Here is an 18,042-nt window from a genome sequence, read left to right as displayed (position 1 = left end):
CAACACAGCCACATCCACGGACCGAGGTGCGGAACATGGAATCTGCGATACCGCTCATCATCCTCGCCGTCCTGCTGGTAGCCGTCGCCCTGTCGGCGATCCGGATCGTCCCGCAGGCACGCGCCTACAACATCGAGCGCTTCGGGCGCTACATCCGCACCCTGGACCCGGGACTGAACTTCATCATCCCGGGGGTGGACCGGGTCAACACCAAGTTCGACCTGCGTGAACAGGTCTTCAGCTCGCGCCCGCAACCGGTCATCACCGAGGACAACCTCGTCGTCAACATCGACACCGTCCTCTACTACCAGGTGACCCAGCCCAGGGCCGCCGCCTACGAGGTGGCCAACTACATCCAGGCCATAGACCAGCTCACCGTTACCACACTGCGTAACGTCATCGGTTCCATGGACCTGGAGAAGACGCTCACCTCCCGCGAGGAGATCAACACCCGGCTGCGCGGGGTCCTGGACGAGACCACCGGCAAGTGGGGTATCCGCATCAACAGGGTCGAGATCAAGGCGATCGACCCGCCGCCCACCATCAAGGAGGCGATGGAGAAGCAGATGCGGGCCGATCGCGACAAGCGCGCTGCCATCCTGCACGCCGAGGGTGAGCGGCAGTCCCGCATCCTCAAGGCGGAGGGCGCCCGCCAGCAGGCCATCCTGGAGGCCCAGGGTGACCAGCAGGCGGCCATCCTGCGGGCCGACGGTGAGGCCAAGGCGATCGAACGCGTCTTCCAGGCCGTGCACTCCAACAACGCCGACGCCAAGGTGCTCGCCTACAAGTACCTGGAGACGCTGCCGAGCCTGGCCGAGGGCGAGGGCAACACCTTCTGGGTGATCCCGGGCGAGCTGACCGAGGCGGTCAAGAACGTGAGCCACGCCTTCGCCGGGGACGCCGCCCGGAGCGTGCCCTCCACCACCAAGGACGGGGAGGGGGAATCGGGACCGGCGCAGATCACCGGCCCGGACCCGGCCCAGTCGTCCGACGCCGCGCAGGCCGCGCAGGAGGCGGCCCAGGCCGCGGAGCAGGCCGTCGCCGACGCTCGGGACGACGTCCGAAGAGCCGGTGCGCGGATGGGCTCCCCACCGGAGTCCGACGACGAGGGCTGAGCCGGGCGGGGAGACCGGGCGGGTGGGGCGCCCAAGCGTGACGGTGTCACGAGTCGGCGCCCAGCCGGTCCGGGAACCGCCGACCTGCGAGTGACCAGCCGGCCGGAGGCGGGCCCCGAACCGGGACCCGCCTCCGTTTCACGGGTGGGGTCGGTGTCCGACCGCTCCTCGCGCGCTCCCGCCCGGGAGCCCGGGCGGGACGGTGCTCAGACCAGCAGCAGCTTGCCGGTGGTGCTCCGCGAGGCGAGGTCGGCCTGTGCCTCGCCCGCCTGGCCCAGCTCGTACCGGCCGCCGATACGCACGTCCAGAGCGCCCTGCCCCACCAGCTCGAACAGGTCGCCCGCCCGCCCCAGGAGCTCCTGCCGGTCGGCCACGAAGTAGGCGAGCGACGGCCGGGTCAGGTACACGGCACCCGCGCTGTTGAGCCGCTGCGGGTCCACCGGTTCCACCGCGCCGCTGGACTGCCCGAACAGGGCCAGGACACCGCGCGGACGCAGCGAGTCCAGACTGGCGTCGAAGGTGTCGCGGCCGACCCCGTCGTAGACCGCCGCCACGCCCTCACCGTCGGTGAGCTCGCGGACGGCCGGGGCCACCGGGGCCCGCGTGTACCGGATGACCTCGTCCGCGCCCGCCTCCCGGGCGATCCTCTCCTTCTCGTCGGTGGACACGGTGCCGATCACCCGCGCGCCGCGCGCCTTGGCCAACTGGGTGACGAGCAGCCCCGTACCGCCTGCGGCGGCGTGCACCAGCACGGTCTCGCCCTCGGCCACCGGGTGCACCGAGTGGGTGAGGTAGTGGGCGGTCATGCCCTGGAGCATGAGCGCGGCGGCCTGTTCCGTGCTGACGGCGTCGGGTACCGGGACGAGCAGGGAGGCACTGACGACGGCCTGGTCCGCGTACCCGCCCGGGGCCATCGCCCAGCCGACCCTCTGGCCGACCCGCAGGTCCGTGACGCCCTCGCCCAGGGCGGCGACCGTCCCGGCCGCCTCCATCCCCGGAACGTAGGGGAGCGGGACCTGGTAGGCACCCGAGCGCTGGTAGACGTCGATGAAGTTGACGCCTCGGGCCTCGACGTCCACGAGCGCCTCACCCGGGCCCGGGGCCGGAGTCTCGGTCTCGGTCAACCGCAGGACCTCGGGCCCGCCGTGCTCCTTGATGACGATCGCGCGCATGGTTCTCCTCGGTGGGTGATGGGGGCCGCCACCGGGGCCGTGGCGCGGCCTTCCGCCTGCCTCGGAGTCCCGGTTCAGTCGTCGACGTTGATCCTGTGCAGAGCGTAGTCCGTGTAGAGCGCGGCGATCGGTTCGGTACCCGGGCCGGGGCGCATGACCACGCCGACCCTCCGCCGCTCCTCGTCGTCGAGTTCGCCGTCGTCGGGCAGCGGCTGCTGGTCGGTGGCGGAGAGCACGAGTTCCTCGTTGACCCACATGCGCAGGTCGATGTACGGGTCCTCGCCCTCCTCGGCCACGTACTCGCAGGCGAACTTGAGGTTGTTGGTGACCAGGTCGTCGACCTCGACGTCGTAGGGCAGCCCCCTGACGTCGGACTCCTCGTCGATGAGGTCGAAGGGCTCGAACCCCCTGACCTCCGTGGTCTCCGCGATCGCGGTGTCCCCGCTCTCCTCCGTCACCCGGCGGATCTGCGCCTGGGCGCCGTCGAAGCGCAGGAGCGCCTCGTACATGGTGCGTTCGTCCTCGCCGGACTGGTCCCAGCAGCGCACGCCGAAGCTGGTCTCCGCGGGGCCTTCGAGCGGAACCAGGTTGGTGCTGATGAGGACACGGTCCGGGGTCTCCCTGTCGTAGGGGACGATCGTGCCCCGGGAGTCGTTAAGCGTGGGGTCGAGCTGGAACACCACGGCGTTCTGCTCGGCCCAGTAGCCGTCCGAGTAATCCGGGTCCTCGGGGTAGAAGGTGCGGGCGTCGGACCAGCCGGGGTCGGTGGCGAAGTCCGTGACGTAGATGCTGGTGGTGTCCTCGGGCGGATCGTCCGAACCGGAGAGCAGGACGGTGGCGCCCACCCCCGCGACCAGGACGACGGCGAGCGCGGCGCCGCCGATGAGCATGACCCTGCGACGACCGCCCGGTTTCCCGCCGTTGGGCGGCACCGGAGGCTGCCCGGGCCCTTGGGGGCCGCCGGGGCCGTGCGGACCGTTGGGGGCGCCGGGGCCGCCGTGGCCGGAGTGGGCGGGCATCCCGTGGGAGGGCGAGTTCCCGGCCGGGGGCTGGTGGTGCTGGTTCGGGCCGAACCCGCCCTGGCCCACCGCGCCGTACCCGGCGTTGGGGTGGGGCTGTTGCGGGCCGCTGGTCGGCGGGTGTCCACCGCCCGGTCCGGAGTGGCCCCCCGCTCCCGACGCGTAGTGGCCGTGGCCGCCCTGCTGCGGACCGGACGGCAGGCTCTGGGGGTGGGGGAGATGACCCTGGGGGTAGTGCCGGGCGTGCTCGGCGGGCGGCGCCGACTGCTGGAACGGGGGCTGCTGGAACTGCGTCTGCTGCTGCGGGGCCTGCTGGAACTGGCCCGGGTGGGGCGGCGTCTGTTGGTTCGGCTGGGACTGCTGCGGCGTGGAGAACCGCGGGTCCGGAGGGGGCGCCTGCGGCGCCTGGGGTTGATCCTGTGGCGGAGCGGAGCTCGCCGGAGGGGCGGAGGGCTGGTCCTCCGGCGGAGTGACGGGCTCCGTCGGATCCGGTGCGTGCGAGTCCTGCGGCGCGGAGCCCGCCGAGGGGACCGTGGCCCGACCCTCCGGAGGTCCCTCCAACGGCGTGGTGGCGTCCTCGACCGAAGCCTGATCCCGAAGCTCGGGCTCGGTGGGCTCCGGAGGTCGGCCGGGCACCGGCGTGCTGCTCGGCGGCGCCCATGAGGTGCTGATCGTGCGCCTCACCTCCGCCTCCTCCGGCTCCTGCTGTCCGGTCAGATGGGCCAGCAGCTGCTGGGACGTGGGACGGTTCTCCGGCTTCTTGTCCAGCGCGGTCCCGACCAGGTCCACCAGGCTCGGGTCGAGTCCCTCCAGCCTGGGTGGTGCCGTGGAGATGTTGTGCAGCACCGCGGGGACGGTACCCGCGTCGAAGGGCGCACGGCCGATGCCCGCGAAGGCCACCAGGCAGCCCCATGCGAAGACGTCGGCCGCCGCCGTGGCCTGTTCCCCCAGGATCAGCTCGGGCGCCATGTAGGAGGGGGTGCCCATGAGCTGGCTGGACCGGGTGACCGCACCGCTGGAGTCGTCCAGGGCGCGGGCGATCCCGAAGTCGATCACCTTCGGGCCGACCGGAGAAAGCAGGACGTTGGCGGGCTTGAGGTCGCGGTGCACGATCCCCGACCCGTGGATCGCCGTCAACGCGGCCGCCACACCCATGGCCAGGCCGTCCAGGGTCCCGCCGTGCATCGGCCCGCCGCCCCGGACCGCCTGGTCCAGGTTGGGTCCGGGCACGTACTCCGAGACGATGAAGAGGGGTTCGCCCTCCAGCCGGGCGTCGATGACCCCGGCAGTGGAGAAGCGGGCGACCCGGCGCGCGGAGGCGACCTCGCGGGCGAAGCGCAGCCGGAAGGACTCGTCGTCGGCCAGGTCGGGGTGGATCAGTTTGACGGCCACGGAATGGTCGGCGGCGTCCTTGGCCAGGTACACGGTGCCCATGCCACCGCGCCCCAGGCGGCCGACGATCCGGTAGCCGTCGAGTTCGCGCGGATCGCCTGCGCGCAGGGGTTTGCCGCTTTCGTGTCCGTTGGACGTCACAGTTGGGGGTCCCTTGTATGGATCGTGTGATGCGCGCCCATCAGCGTACCGATCTCGACACGCCGGCGCGTTCTGGTGGTTCCGGCCGTTGAAGCGGGCCGGAACTGGGCTGATTCGAGCTGTGGTGGGTGGTCCACCGGGCCGGGGCCGGGGCGGGGGCTCCGGGCGGGAGGTGGCGGTCGGCCCCGCCGAATGCGTCCAGCCGAAGGCTCCCGAAGAGGCGGGCCGACTGTGGGTCGGATCGGCGGTGCGCGGACGGAGGGGACCGGCGGGGTTGTTGACGGACGTTCGATCAAGGACACGGATGAGCGCGCGTGCCGGGCGCCGATCGGGCGGCGGAGCTCGCGGGCACGTGGAGGTGCTACCCGAGGTGATGTCGAGAACGCGGAAACAGTTCCAAGGAAGCACCGCTTTCGATAGGATTCGAATACTTGTTCGAATGCCTGGCCGTACTTCCCCACGGACGGGCCCTTCCGGTGGTGTGCGCTCGTACACGGCCGGACACCAGGCAAGAGGAGTCGGTCGATGGTGGGGGGAACTGTCGTGGGGCGGTACTTCGGGGCGAAGGTGAGGGTCGTCGAGGACGAGGGCCGACCCACCCGTTTCACCTGGGAGGGCCGGGTGTACGGGATACGCAGGATCATCGACCACTGGGTCACGCTGCGCCGCGACTGGACCCCCGGTGCGGGTTCCCAGGTGCCCGAACGCAGACACTGGCGGGTGGAGGCGGGCTCGGCCTACGCGCAGGGCGTGTACGAACTCCGCCACGACGCCTCCACCGGTGAGTGGTCGCTCAGCCGGGTGTGGGGCTGATCAGAGACCGCGGGGCCCGGGGCGGTCGGGGCAGGGAACCGGGGTCGCCGGAGAGCGGGGGCTCGGGTCGGCGGGCGTCACGGCCCGACCCGGTCGGGTACAGGAGGCAGCCCCGTACCACGGACGACGTCGCCCGGGACGAGGCCGAACGAGGCCAGGTCCGACCTGCCCTCGTGCAGGGGCATCGCGTTCCGGTCGGTCCCCTCGCGGACGAACCCGGCGGCCTCGGCCACCCGGCACGAACCGGTGTTGCCCGTGGCGGCCTTGAGCTCCACTCGCTGGAAACCCTGCCCGAGGGCCCACCGGGACACGGCCACGACCGCTTCGGTGGCCAACCCGCGGCCACGACCCCACGGCGAGATCCAGTAACCGATCTCGGTGACCATGGCGGCCCACTGCGTGCGCAGCAGCGCGACCGACCCGGTGAACCGGCCCGTCGCCTTGTCCACCACGGCCCAGTGCTGGCCGTCGCCGCCGGTACGGATGGCCGGGGCGACGTTCAGACAGAAGTGCTCGGCTGACTCCCGGGTGTAGGGCAGCCCCGGCGCGGGCAGGGGGATCCACCGCTGGAGCTCGGGGTCCACGCACGAGGTGTACACGTCGTCGATGTCGTGTTCGAGCAGGGATCGCAGGCGCAGGCGCTCGGTCTCCAGGATGACCGCGGGCATGATCGGAGCGCTCTGGACTGTGGCCATGCGTGTGTTCCCCCTGTGCGTACGACCGCCGGGTGGTTCCGGGCACCGATCAAGATACGACGTCCCACGGGCGTGTGGAACCGAGTTCCGTCGACCCGCCCACCCGCACTCTCCGGCGGTGGGGAGTCGGAACGCCCCACCGCCACGGGGTTCAGAGCAGACCGTCGACGACCCTCTGCCGGATGACCGTGTCGAACACCTCGGAGAAGGCGTTGCCCGGGCACTCGGTCTGGAGCCAGTCCCGGTGTCGGGCCACCGCCTCCTGCTCGGTCGCCACGCCGGTGTCCGGGTGCACGTACTCGATCCGCTCCGCCGCGTCCACGCCGGTGAGGGCGCTCAGGACCCGTAGGACGTCCACGAGCGAGTCCTGGGCCGCCCGCGTCGGCAGCTCGTCGGTGAAGTCGCCGAGCAGGCACACGCCGATGTTGCCGTGGTTGAACCCGAACGCGTGGCCGCCCGTCACCGACTCGGCCAGGCCCGGCAGGGGGACCCCTCGGAAGATCGGGAGGCCGCCACCCGAGTGGCGACCCTCGTAGATCCCGCCCTCCGGGTCGATCAGCAGGTGGTAGCCGACGTCGCCCCACTCCTGCTGCACCGCGTGCAGGTGGTAGACGGCGCGCACGTCCGCCGAGTGGTCGTCCGTGGTCGCCATCGCCGTGTGGTGCACGGTCAGCGCCTGAACCCGGTGGAACTGGGCGGTCCACAGGTCGTTGCCGTCCTCGTCGAAGCGCAGCGACTCGTCGGCGCCCCACCCCGCCCGGGTGCGCACCCGCAGGACGGAACCGCCGGTGAGGGTGGTGACCCCCTCGTCCTCGGCGGACAGCGCCACCCGCTCCTGGCCGCCGAGCCGCAGCTCCTCACCGTCGTGCAGGTTCAGGGCGGTCGTGTCGGCGCCGTCCGCGCCGCGCACCTCGTAGCCGGTCGCTCCCTCGGGGGCGCGCGCCATGGCGGAGGCGGAGGGCGACAGGTGCTCGGGTCCGGCCGTGTGGAAGTGCAGGTCCTGCCAGCCGCCCAGCCCCTCGGCGGTCTCGAAGCGCACTGCGGCGTTCTCGGAGACGGAGTCGGGCGCCTGGGTGACGGAGACGAGGTCGAAGCGGCGCTCGGGGCGGACGACGGCGCCGGTGACGTCGGCCGGTTCGCTGAGGATCCTGGGCGCGGTCAGGGCGGCGGAGGAGTCTCCGGTGGTCCGCGCGGAGGCGGTGGCGGAGGCGAGCAGAGCCGGGGCGATCGCGGAGAGTCCGGTCACGGTGGTGGCACCGGCGAGGAAGTGACGCCGTCGCATGGCGAGGTCCGTTCCGATTGGGGGCGAGTACCGGGAGCAGGGGTGTTCGGGTACCGGCAAAGAGTGCCACAGGGCCGTGACGCACGGCATCCGACGCGCTTGCGCCGCGGTTCCCCAGTGGGCCCCGCGCCGGGCCGAAACCACAGACCGCCCCGCCCCCAGCGGTCCCCAGGGCTCGGGGAGAGGGACGGGGAGTGGGTCGGGGTCCGGTCCTGGCCGCAACCCGCTCCCTGACGAGCCGAAAGCCCTCCCCTGGGCCGATACGTGGATCGGAGAACCAGAAAATGTACGCACGGTGTTCGAGTGGTCGCACAGTGAGATGGGGTGGTGCGCGTTCCCCTGCGCACGCACCGTTTCCCCTGCTCAGATGGGGTTCTTTGGGTGTTGTCGAGTAGTCCTTACGGGCCCCGTACCGTACTTCGGCGGGGTGACGTAGGGCCGCGAACCGGGCGCGAACCCCCTCCGGTTCCCGTCCGGGACTCCCGTACACAGCCCGTCCCCACGCCTTCTCTGGCACAGTTGATGGTGACTTGAGGACCCCGGCACTTCGGCCGGGGCGAGCCGTTCCGGGTCGGGGGGACCCGTGCGAGCGGCATGACCGCCGCGGACTACGCTGGTCCGAATCCCTAACGGACCAGGTGGAACCGGGCAGCTCACAGACCTCTTCTTCTCTTCTCTTCTTCGGGGAGCGATCATGACCAACGACGACCGCGAGGAATCCCGTCGCGGTGAGCAGGAGGGCGCGTGGCAACGGGGCAGCGGACCCGTGCCCGGCCTCGGCGGCCTCCTAGACGGACTGCCCGAGAGCGGCAAGGGTGCGCAGGCGCGCGACCCCAGACCCCCTGCGCCGCCGTACAACCCCTTCCGGAGTACGTCCCCCGGGGCGGAGCCGCCACCCCCGCCCGGACACCACCCCGCCGCCGAGCCCGCGCCCACGGCCTTCACCACCCGGCCGCAGCAGACCAGGCAGCAGGCCCCTCCGGAACCCCGGGCCCGACACGCGCCCACGGAGATCCAGGAGCCCCCCGTCGCCCCTGAGCGCGATCCCCGGTTCAACGTCATCCCCTTCCGCTCGGGCAGCCGCCACTCCGGTCCCGCGCAACCCGAACACCCTTCCCCCGCCCGAGCCGCCCAGCCCGAACCCGCGACCCCCGAGGCCCCGCGGACAGAGCCCGCGCGGCCCGAGCCCACCACGAACCCCGGCCAAGCGGACGAGAACCGTCCGGCCACCGACCCGAAGCAGAGCGACACCGTGCACGCACACGAAGCAGCGGCACCCCTGGAGGTACCGCAGCACACGGGTCCGCGCCAGCGGACCGAACCGGAGGAACCACAGGGGGCGCCGGCACCGGCTCTGGTCCCCGCCATCCAGGCGGCCCGCGAGGCGCTCAACGCCGAGGCCCAGAGCGCCGAGGCCCAGAGCGCCGCGGGGGCCCGGGAGGTCCCGGGCACACCCGGTGACGACGTCTGGAGCGACGCGGGCCACGCCTTCGACGAGGCCGAGCGCGCCGCCGTCTACCGCGCCATCCGTGACCGCCGGGACGTCCGTGCCGGATTCCTGTCCGAGCCGGTCCCCACCGAAGTCCTCACCCGGGTTCTGGAGGCCGCCCACCAGGCGCCCAGCGTGGGGCACACGCAGCCGTGGGACTTCCTGGTCATCGACGACCCCGAGATCCGGGCCCGGGTGCGCGGCCTCGCCCAGACCCAGCGCGACGCGCAGGGCCACACCCGGCCCGGCACCCGCGCACAGGCGTTCTCCGGGCTGAAGGTCGAGGCGGTGTTGGAGAGCCCGATCAACATCGCGGTCACCGTCGACCCCAGCCGCGGACCGCACAGCCCCGGACGGCACTCCAAACCCGCCTCCTACTCGGCGGCGCTCGCCGTGGAGAACCTGTGGCTGGCGGCCCGGGCGGAGGGGCTCGGCGTCGGCTGGGTCGCCTTCACGGACGAGCGCGACGCGGCCAGCGTCCTCGAACTCCCCTCCCACCTCGAACTCGTCGCGTACCTGTGCGTCGGCTACGTCGAGGACTTCCCCACCGAACCCGAACTCAGCCTCGTCGGCTGGGCCAGGGGACGCCCCCTGTCCTGGGCCGTGCACCGCGACCGCTACGGGCGCCGAGGTCTGCCCGGCCAGGAGCCGACCACCCTGCTGGAGGAGACCATCACCGCCATCGGAGCGCTCAACGCCCGAGCCGTGGAGGAGGCCAAGGACCGACAGGACCGTATGACCAAGCCGCGCGGTTCCCTCGGAGTCCTGGAGGATGTCTCGGTGCGGCTCGCCGGACTGGCGGGGGAGTGCCCGCCGCCGGTGCCCGAGCCCGCCGCCGTGGCGGTCTTCGCCGGTGACCACGGGGTCTACGCCCAGGGTGTGACCGCGTGGCCGCAGGAGGTCACCGCGCAGATGGTGCGCAACTTCCTGGACGGCGGAGCCGTGGTCAACGCCTTCGCCGAGCAGGTGGGTGCCGAGGTGACCGTCGTGGACGTCGGTGTGGTCGGGGACCTGCCGAGCGGCACCGGCCTGCTGCCGCGCAAGGTCGCCCGGGGGACCGCCGACCTCACCCAGGGCCCGGCGATGACCCGGGACCAGGCGCTCCAGGCACTGGAGGCCGGCATCGAGATCGCCCGGGACCTGGTGTCGGCGGGCAACCGCTGCCTGGTCACCGGCGACATGGGGATCGGGAACACGACCCCGGCCGCCGCTCTTGTCTGCGCGTTCACCGGAGCGGACCCCGCCACGGCGACCGGTCGGGGGATCGGCGCGGACGACGCCACCTACGAGCGCAAGGTGGAGGCCGTGCGCCAGGCGCTGAAGGCCAACCCCGTGGACGAGGCGGACCCGATCGGGACCCTCGCCGCTCTCGGTGGTCTGGAGCACGCCGCACTGGCCGGCTTCATCCTGGGCGGAGCCGCACTGCGGGTGCCGGTGCTCCTGGACGGCGTGATCGCCGGTTCGGCCGCGCTCGCCGCCGCCGCGATCTCGCCGGACTCCCTGAGCGCCTGCTTCGCCGGGCACCGCTCCACCGAACCCGGCCACGCGATCGCCTTGGAGCACCTCGGCCTCACGCCGCTGGTCGACCTGGAGATGCGCCTGGGTGAGGGCTCCGGTGCGCTGCTCGCGCTGCCGCTGCTCCAGGGTTCGGTGCGCGCGCTGCGCAACGTCGCCACCTTCGACACCGCTGGTGTGACCACCGGCCAGTGAGCGCTGACCGGGCACGGGCGGGCAGTGGGAGCTGATCCGCACGGGTCCGGGGAGACGACGGGACCCCGCCACCGAGGAGGTGGTCGGGGTCCCTTGCCGTCGGGGTCATCCGACCCGTTACGCGTGGCTGTGCCAGTGCCAGTGCCCGTGGGGCGGTCGGCGTGGATGATGCCCTCGCAGGGCCATGCGAGGGCGTCACGCGTACCCGGGGCCCGTGCACCTCGCGGTCCCGGAGACCGCCGCGAAGGGCCCTCACGAGGCCGGTCGGTCCCCGGAATCCGGGCCCTCCCGAGAGGCCGCGCCCGCCACACGCCCCGGGCCGCGGGCTGGGGCGCCAGATGCGGCGCGCGTCACGCAGGTCCGCACCCGCCCCTTTACCTCCACGTGATGCCGCGTTGACAAGCTACTTTGGAGCCAACACCGAACATCGCTGGCGGCGCGCCGGGCCCGTCCGCGCGCGCACCCCGCCGACGGCGCCGGGGGCCGGTGCGGACGACCGAAGGGGTGCGATCCGTGACCTATCTCCTGGGCCTGCGCATGCGGGACCGCGACGTCCTCGTCGTCGGAGGCGGGAGGGTGGCCCAACGCCGGGTCCCCGTCCTGCTGGAGGCCGGGGCCCGCGTCACCCTCGTCGCCCCCGAGGTGTCCGCGGCGCTGGAGGACCTCGCCGACGCCGGACGCCTCACCTGGATCCGCCGTCCCTGGGAGCCGGGGGACGTCAGCGGCCCCGACGCCCCGGCGTTCTGGCTCGTGCACGCGGCCACGGACTCCCCGGACGCCAACGCGGCGATCGCCGAGGAGGCCGAGGCGTCCCGGATCTGGTGCGTGCGCGCGGACGACCGCCACTCCTCCTCCGCTTGGACCCCGGCCAGCGGCTCCGCCAACGGCGTGACCGTGGGGGTCGTCGCCTCGGGCGACCCCCGCCGCTCCGCCGGGCTGCGTGACGCCGTCGTCGACGGCCTCGCCGACGGCACCCTGGACGCCCGGCGCGGCCGCGAGCGCCTGCGTGGCGTCGCCCTCGTCGGCGGGGGCCCCGGCGACCCCGGGCTCATCACGGTGCGCGGCCAGCAGTTGCTCTCCCAGGCCGACGTCGTGGTGGTGGACCGCCTCGCCCCGACCCCCCTCCTGGACCGCCTCCCCTCGGAGGTCGAGATCGTCGACGCCTCCAAGATCCCCTACGGGCGTTCGATGACACAGGACGACATCAATTCCGTTCTCGTCGAACGGGCCCGCGAAGGCAGGTTCGTGGTCCGGCTCAAGGGCGGCGACCCCTTCCTCTTCGGGCGGGGCGGTGAGGAGGCCGCCGCCTGCGCCGCCGCCGGTGTCCCCGTGATCGCCGTCCCCGGTGTGACCAGCGCCCTCGCCGGACCGGCGAGCGCCGGCATCCCCGCCACCCACCGGGGCGTGGCCCAGGACGTGCACATCGTCTCCGCGCACGTCGCCCCCGACGACGCCCGCTCCACGGTGGACTGGGCCGGGCTGGCCAGGGCGGACGGGACGGTGGTCGTCCTCATGGGCGTCCAGCGCATCGAGGCCATCGCCGACGCCCTCGTCGAGCACGGACGCTCCCCGGACACACCCGTCGCCGTGGTCCAGGAGGCCACGCTGCCGGGTCAGCGAACGGTGACGGGTACGCTGGCGGACATCGCCGCCTCGGTCCGATCGGCCCAAGTGCGGCCCCCCGCCGTGGTGATCATCGGAGAAGTGGTCAAAACTGCGCGGGATCTTGACATACTGCACACGGGAGCCCAGTTCGAGACCGATCGACTGGCAACCGGGCGCGATCTCCAGTGAGACCCCCACGGCGGTGAGCGAGAGCCGCGTCGACGGGGGATTCCCAGTACCGATGAGGAGGGCATACCGATCATGACCCGGCCGTCGGCCGCACCGAACGCCTCGGGCGAGGGTGCCTCGGACCGGTTCGGAACCGGACCGGACGCCGCCTCCGCCCAGCCCGCCGCACCGGGCCCCGCATCCGCCCCGCTGGCCGGAGTCCCCGACAGCGAACGCCGGGGGCCCACCGTCCCCGTGCCCGTGCGGCCCGCCAAGCACCGCGCCCCCACCAACGAGGACGACCGCTTCGAACAGGTCCTGGAGTCCCTGCGCAAGCAGATCCGGGACCTGGAGTTCGCCGAGGGACTGGCCGGAGCCGAAGACGGACGGGCCCTCCAGGCCGACGTCCTGGCCCAGCTCTCCGACTACGTGCTGCCCCGCGTGCGCCGCCCCGACATCCCCCTGCTCATCGCTGTCGCCGGTTCCACCGGCGCGGGGAAGTCGACCCTGGTCAACAGCCTGGTCGGCGAGCAGGTCACCACCACTGGCGTACGCAGGCCCACGACCAACAGCCCGGTGCTGGCCTGCAACCCGGCCGACGTCGACTGGTTCAGCGAGGCGTCCTTCATCCCGTCCCTGCCCCGTGTGCGTCAGCAGGGTCTGGCCATGCCCGGTAAGGACGGCATGCTGGTACTCGCCGCCACCGAGGCCATGCCCCCGGGCGTGGCCCTGCTCGACACACCCGACGTCGACTCCGCCGTCGCCGCCCACCACGAGTTCGCCGCCAAGTTCCTGGACGCCGCCGACCTGTGGGTGTTCGTCACCACGTCCGGCCGGTACGCGGACGCGCGCGTGTGGGAGTTCCTCCAGGTGGCCCGGGACCGCGACACCTCGTTGGCCGTCGTGCTCTCCCGGGTGCCCCGCAAGGGACGCCGCCAGCTCCTGGACCACTTCGGCGCCATGCTGGAGGCCAACGGTCTGGGCGCCGCCGCCCGCTTCGCCATCCCCGAGACCGACCAGATCGAGGGTGAGCGCTTCACCTCAAACGTCGCCGACCACATCCGCGAGTACCTGGCGGACGTGGCCGGTGAGGCGGACCAGCGCGACCGGGTGTCCCGGCGCACCTTCATCGGGGTCATCGACAGCTTCCGCTCCCGCGTCCCCGAGCTCGCCCGCCGCGTCGAAGCGCAGATCGAGACCGGGCGTTCGCTGGGCGCCTCCGTCGACGACACCTACGCCGGCGCGATCGACCGGATCGACACCGCTCTGGGAGACGGCTCCCTGCTGCGCGGCTCCCTCCTCGCCCGGTGGCAGGAGGTCGCGGCCAGCGGAGAGCTCGCCAGGAGCCTGCGCCTGCGCGGTAAGAAGTCCCGCAAGGGCCGTGATCAGGCCGAGCGCGGTCAGCGCGTCGGCGCTCTGGAACGCGCCGTCCGCGACTCCTTGGAGGCCCTGGTGGTCTCCGCCAACGACCGCGCCTGGGACCGGATCGAGGAGCAGTGGCGGGACGTCCCCGGCGGCGGTGAACTGGCTGATCACGCCCTCGACCAGCCCGGCCGGGGAATGCTCGCCAAACAGGTCCGCCAGGAGATCGCCGAGTGGCAGCGCGGGATCGCGGAGATGACCGCGGCCAACGGCGCCACCAAGCGGTCGGTGGCCCGCTTCGTCACCTTCGACCACGACGTCGTCGCTCTGGTCCTGATCATCGACCTGCTCGGCTACGAACGATCCCACTCCGGAGGTGGCGCCCACGTGGCCGACACCTCCGGCCCGTCCCCACAGCGCCTGCTCAAGGGGCTGTTCGGCGCCCAGTCGTTGCGCAGCATCGGCCGCTCCGCGCGGGAGGACCTGCGCCAGCGGGTCCTCGGGCTGCTCTCCCACGAGCGCGTGCCCTTCGACCACGCCCTGTCCAAGGCGGGTATCCCGTCCGACGACACCGCCGTCCAGCTCTATCAGGCCACGTACAACCTTGAGATCGCACGATGACAACTCAGTGGAACCCCGCGCACGCGGGTGACACCGGTCCGGACCGGAACCGAGCCGAGGGCGGGGAGCGCGAGTCCGCGCCCGCCGGGCGGGGTTCGGACGAGCGCGGCGCCGCCGCACGGGGTTCCGCCGCGAGCCCCTGGAACGACGGCCCCGCGCCGGCGTCGCCGGACCCGGACCGGTCCGTGCGAGCCGAGGAGTCCGCTCCCTACCAGAGCGGCCCCTGGCGCGGCTACACGATGCCGGTGCCCGAGCACCCCGAGCACGCCGAGGAGCGTGAACGGGCGGCAGAGGAGAACTCCGTCTACGACCCGCCCGCCTACGACGGGATCACCGGCTATCCGGACCCGTCCGGAGCCGGGGCGGCTCAGGGCGCGTCCCAGAGGGCGGTGCCCGCCGAGGGCGGGGACGAGAGCGGGGCGGGGGCCGACGACGGCGCCGGGCACACCGACTCGCGCCCCGAGTCCGCCGAGTCGGCCGGGGCCCGCCAGCGCAGGTTCGGACGCCACGCCCGCTCCTCCGCACAGGTGGCCGAGGAGACGGAGGCGAACGGGACCGCGCAGCGACGTCGTCAGGGCGACGCGGACCACGACGACGACCCGGACGGCCTCGCGGGCTGGGTCGGCAGCCTCACTGAGGCGGCCGACGACACCCGCATCGCCGGGCGCCACACGGGGAGCTTCCCGGTGGTCACTCCGGAGACCGAGCGCCCCGAGGACCAGGGGGAGCGGAGCCGCGGCGAGGGCGGGCGCGACGACAGCACGCGCGGCGGGCGCGACCGGGCCGAGGGTGGTCAGGGTGAGCGCGGGCGCAGCAGACGCGACCGGGTCGACAGCGATCGCGACGGTCACGACCAGGACGAACGTGAGCGGGACGAGCCGGACCAGCCTGACGCACAGGAGGGGACGCGAGAGCGCCACACCTCCCGTCCGGCACCCGGTGTGGCCCGGCCCGCCACCGCCACCTGGGTCCCCGGACCCGAGGAGGACGAGGGCGTCACCGACGGTGCCGAGGAGCGAGGGGAACCGGACGGGGCAGCCACGCCTGGCACAGCCGACGCGGGTTTCGACCTCCTGGATGACGAGGGCGCCGCCCGTGCGGCCGCCGCCTCGGAGGCCCCGGCGAAGCCCACCGGCGATGAGTCCGCCGACGTTCCGGAGGGGGAGGAGGCGGCCGACGACGGCCCCGAGCCCCTGCCCCGTCGGGTTCCCGGACCCTCAGCGGTCTCCGGCGCCTTCCGGGCGATCGGTGCCGACACCGTCGTGCCCGAACCCGTGTCCGGTTCCGCGTCCCGCGCCGAGGGCACCGCCCCGGAGGAAGACGACGAGGAGTACCGTCCCACGAGCGGTGACCACTGGCAGCCCACCAGTACCACCAGCCGCGCCGAGCTCATCGAGCGCCTGGACGCGTTGAGCACCCTGACCGAACTCGGCCAGGGCGACCTCCCCGAGAAGGTCCTCGGCCAGGCCGGCCAGCTACTGGACCACGCCGGGGCCCGCCTGCGCCTGTCCGGGGACCACACCGTCGTGGCCCTGGCCGGGGGCACCGGAAGCGGCAAGTCCTCGCTGTTCAACGCCCTGTGCGGACTCGAACTCTCCCAGACCGGCGTCACCCGCCCCACCACCTCCAAGGCGCACGCCTGCGTGTGGGGCCACGAGGGCGCGGACGCGCTCCTGAGCTGGCTGGGCGTGCCCACACGCTACCGCCACTCGCGCACCGGGGTCCTGGACACCAACAACTCCGAGCTCACCGGCCTGGTCCTGCTCGACCTGCCCGACCACGACTCGGTCCGCAGCATGCACACCGCCGAGGCGGACCGGCTCATCGGCTCGGTGGACCTGCTCGTGTGGGTGCTCGACCCGCAGAAGTACGCCGACGCCGCCGTCCACCACCGTTACCTGGCCAAGATGGCCGGGCACGGGGCGGTCACCGTCGCCGTCCTCAACCAGGTGGACCGGGTCGCCCCGGACGAGCTGGAGGAGCTCCTCACCGACCTGCGCCGTCTCCTGGAGACGGAGTCCGGGGTGCACCCGAGAGTGATCACCACCTCCACCGTCACCGGGCAGGGCATCCGCGAGGTACGGGAGTTCCTGGGCGAGACGGTCGTCGAGCGCCGGGCCCTGGTCGACCGCCTGGTCGCGGACCTGGACCAGGTGATCGTCCCCTTCGAGGAGTTCTACGGCGAGGGGGAGGTCCCCGCGACGGTCTCCGCCGAGGTGCGGTCCCAGGTGCACGAAGGGCTGGCCAAGGCGGCCGGGGTCACGGCGGTCGCGGACGTCGTGGAGACCAACGACGTGCGTCGGGGCAAGCGCAGGGTCGGCTGGCCGGTGGCCCGCCGCGCCGCCAAGCTGCGCAAGGACCCGCTCGCCGCGGTCCAGCTGGACTTCCTTCGCCGGGACGAGCCGGGCGTGGGCGGGCCGGTGGACGCGCACGAGGCCGAACTCGAGACCGCGCTGGGCGAGGCGGCCGACCAGGTGTCCAAGGGGATGCCCGGGCCCTGGCGCCGCCGGATGCGCGCGGCCGCCCGCAGCGGGGTGTCCGAGCTGCCGACCGAACTCGGTGAGGCGGTCGCCGGTGCGGTCGGTGACCCCGATCGCAGTCCGTCATGGTGGCGGATGGCCCGCACTTTGCAGTACGTGCTGCTCGCGGTGGCCGGGGCGGGGTTCGCCTGGGCCGTGGTGTCCCTGCTGAGCTGGCTCGGCGGCGGCATCACCGGGCTGCGGATGTTCGACGCGCCCGTCTTCGTCGCCTACGCGGGCGCCGTGCTCGTGGCCGGTCTGTTGGTGGGCTGGCTGACCGGGGTGGGCTGCGGGAACCTCGTGGAGGTGGCCGCCGTCCAGCGCCGCGAGGAGGTGGAGCGCACGGCCCAGACACGGGTCCGGGAGATCGCCGGACGTCGGGTCGTGGCGCCGATGGAGGAGGAGCTCGCTCGCTACCGGGCCTTCCGAGCCGCCTACGAGGTGGCGCGGATCCAGGACTGAGCACCGGCCCCGTGGGACCGACCGGCCCCTGAGGGGAACGGATCGCGGCGGCTGGAGAAGAGGAGGGCCGGTCGGGGGGGGGCGAACCCCGAGCGGCCCACCGAGAACGGGGACGGGCGGTATGGACCGCCCGTCCCCGTCGTGTGTCATGGAGGGGGACTTACAGCCAGTGAACGACCTTCTTGGCCATGTGATGCTCCTTCGAATCGAGTGAGTTGCTGGATCATCGGGCGGTCGGCACGGCGGACAGACAGCGACAGAGACGGACCGGCCAGCTTCTGGCCGAAACCGGCGATGCCCTCTGGCAGGATGCCCTAAATCGTGACGCTAACCAACCCCCCTGGAACACAGGGTGACCACTAAGGTAGCCTCAACCTGCGGGTCACATACAATCGGCGATTAAGTTATTACCCAAAGTAATGTAAAGTGGTAGGGGTGTACTCCCCAGTCACCTACCAGGGAGGACGTGGGACCCAC

Annotated in this window: 10 protein-coding genes; 6 read left to right on the top strand and 4 right to left on the bottom strand. The window is 72.8% G+C overall.

From position 1 onward, the window contains the following. The first annotated feature begins 35 nt into the window (after positions 1–35). Positions 36–1,115: an SPFH domain-containing protein gene (locus BDW27_RS05005; RefSeq protein ID WP_026129364.1), complete on the top strand. Its 1,080-nt coding sequence runs from the start codon at positions 36–38 to the stop codon at positions 1,113–1,115. A 206-nt stretch (positions 1,116–1,321) separates the two neighbouring features. On the opposite strand, the gene BDW27_RS05000 is transcribed toward BDW27_RS05005, so the two are convergent. Next, complete coding sequence (locus tag BDW27_RS05000; protein ID WP_110048389.1) at positions 1,322–2,287, bottom strand: quinone oxidoreductase; 966 nt, start codon at positions 2,285–2,287, stop codon at positions 1,322–1,324. Positions 2,288–2,361: 74 nt separating this feature from the next. Further along, entirely contained in the window at positions 2,362–4,839 is a 2,478-nt protein-coding gene (locus tag BDW27_RS04995; RefSeq protein WP_110048388.1) for a serine/threonine-protein kinase, read from the bottom strand. A 525-nt stretch (positions 4,840–5,364) separates the two neighbouring features. On the opposite strand from BDW27_RS04995, the gene BDW27_RS04990 reads away from it, so the two are divergent. Continuing rightward, the gene (locus tag BDW27_RS04990; RefSeq protein WP_017545158.1) at positions 5,365–5,652 is read left to right on the top strand and encodes a DUF6504 family protein; all 288 of its coding nucleotides are present in this window, start codon (positions 5,365–5,367) and stop codon (positions 5,650–5,652) included. 77 nt (positions 5,653–5,729) lie between these two features. Here BDW27_RS04990 and BDW27_RS04985 read toward each other — a convergent pair whose 3' ends face one another. Both BDW27_RS04985 and BDW27_RS04980 read right to left on the bottom strand, forming a co-directional pair. Then, positions 5,730–6,347 (bottom strand): GNAT family N-acetyltransferase, encoded by a 618-nt coding sequence (locus tag BDW27_RS04985; RefSeq protein WP_110048387.1) that lies wholly within the window; start codon positions 6,345–6,347, stop codon positions 5,730–5,732. Positions 6,348–6,498: 151 nt separating this feature from the next. Further along, positions 6,499–7,629: a peptidoglycan recognition family protein gene (locus BDW27_RS04980; protein ID WP_110048386.1), complete on the bottom strand. Its 1,131-nt coding sequence runs from the start codon at positions 7,627–7,629 to the stop codon at positions 6,499–6,501. A 694-nt stretch (positions 7,630–8,323) separates the two neighbouring features. Here BDW27_RS04980 and cobT point away from each other — a divergent pair. The 4 genes from cobT to BDW27_RS04960 all read left to right on the top strand — a co-directional run bounded on the left by cobT (position 8,324) and on the right by BDW27_RS04960 (position 17,565). After that, complete coding sequence (cobT, locus tag BDW27_RS04975; protein WP_110048385.1) at positions 8,324–10,828, top strand: nicotinate-nucleotide--dimethylbenzimidazole phosphoribosyltransferase; 2,505 nt, start codon at positions 8,324–8,326, stop codon at positions 10,826–10,828. Positions 10,829–11,341: 513 nt separating this feature from the next. Next, complete coding sequence (gene cobA, locus BDW27_RS04970) at positions 11,342–12,622, top strand: uroporphyrinogen-III C-methyltransferase (RefSeq protein ID WP_110048384.1); 1,281 nt, start codon at positions 11,342–11,344, stop codon at positions 12,620–12,622. Between the two features lie 72 nt (positions 12,623–12,694). Continuing rightward, complete coding sequence (locus BDW27_RS04965; RefSeq protein ID WP_017545162.1) at positions 12,695–14,584, top strand: dynamin family protein; 1,890 nt, start codon at positions 12,695–12,697, stop codon at positions 14,582–14,584. Further along, on the top strand, positions 14,581–17,565 hold the full coding sequence (locus BDW27_RS04960; protein WP_110048383.1) for a GTPase: 2,985 nt from the start codon (positions 14,581–14,583) through the stop codon (positions 17,563–17,565). The genes BDW27_RS04965 and BDW27_RS04960 overlap by 4 nt, the downstream gene beginning before the upstream one ends. The last annotated feature ends 477 nt before the right edge of the window (positions 17,566–18,042 follow it).

The organism is Nocardiopsis sp. L17-MgMaSL7 (assembly GCF_003182025.1).
GTDB classification, from domain to species: domain Bacteria; phylum Actinomycetota; class Actinomycetes; order Streptosporangiales; family Streptosporangiaceae; genus Nocardiopsis; species Nocardiopsis prasina.
This window is presented reverse-complemented; position numbering and strand designations above follow the sequence as displayed.